The following is a 5,300-nucleotide window of genomic DNA, read 5'->3' as shown; positions in this document are numbered from 1 at the left end:
TGCACCACTACCTGCTGAGGTCTTGGATGGCGGTGGCGTCGAGTTGGCCGCAGCGCCCAATGGTGTGTTCGTGGTGGTGAGTCCGACGGATGCCAGCGGTGAGCTTGTCTGCTGGCCAGTTTTCATCTTCGCTGCGTCGGCGATACTGATCGTCGTCGTGTGGACCTCGGCCGTTGCTGTTCGGCTGAGGTCCACGGCTGGGCTGACCAGAGGCGGTGCCATTGACGAATTGTCCGCAGAGGGTTGGGGCGTACGCGGAGGTGTGGTCTCCATCGACGAAGCCTGAGCCATGTTCGTCTGGTGGTTCGCCGCAGCGACGTCCGAATTCCTGGGCATCTCGGTCGTGAACGTGGTCAGGTGCCGTGGCGTCGAGCCGGAATTCTGTTTGACGGGATTAGGCGGATCATAGCGGAAGTGCACGGTGGCCCGCTGGCGCTTCCTATCTGCCTGATCGGGCGTGAGTCGTTTGGACACCTCTGGGAACGCACCGGTCGCCATGGAAGCCTTGAACGTGAAATCCGCGGCGGTGATCGGTTTCTCCACATCGGGTTGCAGCCTTCGCAGTTGCTCGTCCAACTTCTGCTTCAGAACAGCCACAGTGACATCAGCGCGAGCACGACCGAGCTTGAAGCGCTGCCAGAGACCGTTCCCGTCACCACGGACTTCCACGGTCGGCAACGACAGCCCGTTCGCAGTCCGCCACAGGGCGGCGCGGGCAAGCGTCTCGGCCGTTTTCCGGAGCAGGTTCCGGCCCACAAGGTTGACCGAGGTCGACTGACCGGTGAAGCCGATCTCCCTGTCTCGCGGCAGTCGGCCGCCGAGCACGACCAGTGTCATCGGATTGACCTGGCTCGACACCTCAGCGTTGAGCTGGCTCTGAACGTCGTGGAAGCTGTGCTCCTCGGTTCCGTACATCTGAAACATCCACAGACCGCGGGGCTTCAGCAGCGAGGATGCTGTAGTCATCGCAGCCTGTGCGACCATGCGCGGGAGCTCCAGTTCCTCCTGATCGACACCCGGTTCCGCGCTGAGCCGCTCTAACTCGTCCAGCGCCTTTGACAGCCTCAGTTTCGCTTGAAGCGCGGGCCGCTCGCTTTCTTCTGCATTTGCCAGGTCTTCCGTCTGCTGTTGAATCAGCGCGGTGAACCGGCCGGCGAACTTGGTCAGATTTTGTTCCACCGCGGCCATAGTCACGGCGTCGTTCTGGGCGTCGTGCCGGAAGTTCTCCAGCGTGATCTGCGTGCTGCCATCCAGGCTTTCGAGCACGACCGCCGCGAAGTGGTATCCCCACACAGACTCCACCGGCCCCTTGCCGGCAAAGTTCCAGTCGATCAGCCGGTCGCCGTTCTCATCCGAGGCGGCAATACTGTTGATCACGTAGCCTTCGCCCACGCTGGCCTTGGCGTGTCGATTGACGCCGAGTGCCTTCGCCACGTTGTCAACGCGATCAAGGAGGGCCCGGCGGTACTCGCTCGGCGGATCGGCACTTTGCATGCCGCCGTATCTCAGGCCGGGCAGCGGACCGCCCCTTCCACCCTTGCCCCGCGTGTCTCGGGCGACCTGCGCCACCCCCCATGCCGAGCCGGGCTGGCCCCATCCAGGCTTCCCGTCCACCGCATCCGCCATCGCTTCCGCGAGATGGTGAGTACCGGTGACCTCCTGGCTGTCCATGGTGTTGGTCGGAGCCAGCTCGCGAACACCTGTGGTGTCGTCGGAGAACACGAAAGCGTCCGGCTCCCCACCGAGCACCACCGCGGCGAAGTCCCGGCACACGTCCGAGGGTAGCTCGCCGGACAAGAACACCGGGCGTACCTTGCCGAGGGTGACCGGACGCCCATCGTTGACGAAGGTGATCGTCAAGGCCTCGTCGATCTCCATTCGCACACCACTGTCTATTTTAGACAGTTCAAGGTTCGCATTGGCGACCACTTCCGGAGCCGCGTACACTTCCTGGTGGTAACCGTCACCATCGTTGATCGCCAGGGTGGCGTCATCGGAAATACGGATCGGCGGGTTCCGGTCCTGCGTCCGGTTCTGCTCGAGCCGAACACCTGGGTACCCACCGGTTTTCACAAGTTCCGGCGGATGCCAACTGGTGAACGGCTCCGGACCAGTGGTTTGATAGTCGGCCAGCACGATCACCGCCAGGCTCCTCTCACAGGCTGGTCCACTTCGCTCCGCCCCCTACAATGATATATCGATGGCCACACACTTACGCACGTCAGCGTTGACGGCGGCGGTTCACTCATTGACGTGATCTCAGCGAACTTCACGTGCGCCGACCGTGTTCGACCGTCAGGTTGTTGCGCTTGGTGAGATTCGACTTGGGGGCCCGCCTGTCCGACGGTGATACTTCACCAATAGGTCACGTTGGCGATGGGTTGGACCCTCCAGCGGCGCGTGTCAAGATTTTTGAGGGGGGTCAGGGATTCATTGACTGACTCGCCTGTTCCTGCTGCTCGTCGGGATCGGTGGGTTTGTTGATCCACGCCGCGGTGGGCAGGGCGGGTGGTTCGGGGTGCTTGCGCACGAACCGTTCGGGGGTGCGCGTGTAGGCGGTGGCCAGCGTTTCGGTGCGGCCGGCTCGGATGGTCTCGGTGCGTCCATAGTGGACGTCGATCGGATGGTGCCAGCCGATGCCGGAGTGGTAGTGCTCGGTGTTGTACCAGGTGAAGAAGCGCTGGCAGAACGCCCGTGCATCCTCCAGGGAGCCGAAGGACTCGGGGAAGTCGGGCCGGTACTTCAACGTCCGGAACTGCGCCTCGCTGAACGGGTTGTCGTTGGAGGTGCGCGGCCGGGAATGGGTCTTGGTCACCCGCAGGTCGGCCAGCAGGAACGCCACCGGCCTGGAAGCCTTCGAGGAGCCGTTGTCGGCGTGCAGGGTCAGCGTGTCGCGGTCGATGTCGTGCTTGGTGATGGTGTCGGCGATCAGCTGCTCGGCCAGGGCTGCGGATTCGCGGTCGGCGATCAGCCAGCCCACCACGTAGCGGGAGTAGATGTCGATGATCACGTACAGGTAGAAGTAGGTCCACTTCGCCGGCCGTGCAGCTTCGTGATGCCCCAGGACCAGCACCGGTTCGGCTCGGTGGCCACCAGTTCGGGCTTCACGCGGGCCGGGTGGGTGGCCTGGCGGCGGCACTCGCGGACCTCGTCGTGCTCGCGCAGGATACGGTACATGGTGGACACCGACGCCAGGTAGACCCCCTGGTCGAGCAGTTCGTGGTAGACCGTGGCCAGGGCCTTGTCCGTATGCTCTTTGCTGTTGAGCACTGTCCGCACCTGCGCCCGCTCGGTCGCGCTCAACGCCCGCGGCTGCGGCGTGCGCTCCCGCGGCGGCCGGGTGGGCGCGGGGCTCTGACGGTGCCGCCGGTAGTGGCTGGCCTGCGGCCGGCCGGTCGCCCGGCACGCCTGCCGGGTGCCCACCAGCGGCCGGAGCTCGGTGACCGCCTCGTCGATCATGGCGTGGGCTCGCTCCCGCAGCTCGGACTGTCGGTCGCGAGCTGACCCAACAGCGCAGAGAGCTTTCCCTGCACCTCGATCACCTTCCGAGCCTTGTCCAACTCGGCGGCCAGGCGCTCGTTCTCCATACGCAGCCGGGTGTTCTCCCGATCTTTCGGATCGGCGGCGGGCTTGGCCAGCGCGGCCAACGCTCCCTGGTCCCGCTGCGTCCACCACGCCGCGATCAGCGACGTGTACGAGCCCTCCCGACGCAACAGGGCACCCTTGCCCGCCTTGTCCAGTTCCTCGTACTCGGCCAGGATCTTCGCCTTGTAGGACGCGGAATACCGCCGCGACCGTGCCTTCGCCGGAACCTACGGATCAGGCACCTGCTCATGGGTCGAACTCACTGTAGGAGTGGACTCCTCGCTCGCCCTCAACACAATGTTTCAAGATCTAATCGTGCCTCACTTGATCTTGACACAGAGGGGACACCGGTGGCCTCGGCGACCCACGCGCCGTCGCGGGGTGTGCGCTCGTCGTCGTAGGCCGGAGTCCACGCGTGCGCGGGGATACGGGCGAGGCGTTCGACGGCGTCGTCGGGCAGGGTGAACCCGAGCGAGAACAGTAAGTGAACCGAAACGATCAGGCTGCCTGATTGCGTGCGCCGACTTGCAGCAATACAGCTCCGAGCGTGGGACCGGCACTGTTTCGGTTCACTGAGGTGATCTCAACGGCGGTAGTTCCAGCGCTGAAGGCCTGATGGTGTTCGCGGGAGACTCTGCCGTGTGCTGTGGCCGGCAGTGAGGCCTGGGAGAAGAAGGGCGGGGAGTTCCTGGTAGGACTGGATTTGCGAAGATCGAATCCGAACCAGGGAAGCTCCCCGTGATCACCTATCGTGCCACACTCGACGTGCCCCGCGAACTGGCCCAGAACCCCGGCCGCCTGCTCTGCGCCGACCGCCGCGAGCGCGGTACCCGCACGGGTACCAGGGCGCTGACCTGCTACCGGCACGCGGTATTCGCCCTGCGCTGGTTCCGCGAGAACCGCGATGTCCCCGCGCTGGCGCGCGATCACGGCATCTCCCGCGCCACCGGCTACCGCTACCTCGACGAGATCATCACCGTCCTCGCCGAACGCGCACCGGACGTGCACGAAGCGCTGGAACGAGCCAAGAACGAGGGCATGGCCCACGTCATTCTCGACGGCAAGATCTTGTCCGCCGACCGCCTCGCCGAGAAGACCACCAGCGCGAAAGGCGAGCAGATCGACCTCTGGTACTCCGGCAAAGCACGCGAGCACGGCGGCAACATCCAAACCCTGCCGGCACCGAACGGTTTCCCGTTGTGGGTCAGCGACGTCGAACCCGGCTCGGTACACGACCTGACCGCGGCCCGCGACCACGTCCTCGGCGCCCTGTACTGGGCCCACTCCCAGCTTGACCTGCCCACGCTGGCCGACAACGGCTACGACGGGGCAGGCATCGGGGTACTCACGCCGGTCAAGCAGCCCGTCGACGGCCAGACGCTCGACCCGGACACCCGCACCTACAACACCCTGCTACGCGGCCTGCGCCGCCTCGGCGAACGCGGCTTCGCCCTGCTCACCGGACGCCTGCGCGCCCAGCGGCACCTCACCACCAACCCCCGCAAGATCGGCCACATCGTCAAAGCCGCACTCGTCCTCACACATTTCGAACACGGCCGACTCACCTGAAACCCGTTGAGATCACGTCACTGAGGTTTTGTCGGTAGCGTCTTGGGTGTTCGAGCTGTGTGAGAACCAGTGCGGCTTTGGCGGCTTTGGTGATGTCTCCGATCCGTCAGGGGCATTGGGTGATCCGGTTCTGGGTTTTCCGTCGG

Annotated in this window: 2 protein-coding genes and 1 pseudogene; 1 reads left to right on the top strand and 2 read right to left on the bottom strand. The window is 64.8% G+C overall.

Going from position 1 to position 5,300, the window contains the following annotated elements; all coding sequences use genetic code 11:
- Both FKR81_RS42880 and FKR81_RS42875 read right to left on the bottom strand, forming a co-directional pair.
- The coding region (locus tag FKR81_RS42880) for a hypothetical protein (RefSeq protein ID WP_146361316.1) at positions 1-2,142 on the bottom strand (2,142 nt) is incomplete at its 3' end.
- Between the two features lie 280 nt (positions 2,143-2,422).
- Positions 2,423-3,848 (bottom strand): annotated as a pseudogene (locus FKR81_RS42875) (IS3 family transposase).
- Between the two features lie 475 nt (positions 3,849-4,323).
- Between FKR81_RS42875 and FKR81_RS42865 the strand changes: the two are divergent.
- Positions 4,324-5,154: a transposase family protein gene (locus tag FKR81_RS42865; protein ID WP_146361312.1), complete on the top strand. Its 831-nt coding sequence runs from the start codon at positions 4,324-4,326 to the stop codon at positions 5,152-5,154.
- The last annotated feature ends 146 nt before the right edge of the window (positions 5,155-5,300 follow it).

This window comes from Lentzea tibetensis, from assembly GCF_007845675.1.
Classification (GTDB): domain Bacteria; phylum Actinomycetota; class Actinomycetes; order Mycobacteriales; family Pseudonocardiaceae; genus Lentzea; species Lentzea tibetensis.
Note: the sequence above shows the minus strand (reverse complement) of the source record. Positions and strands in the feature narration are given on the sequence as shown.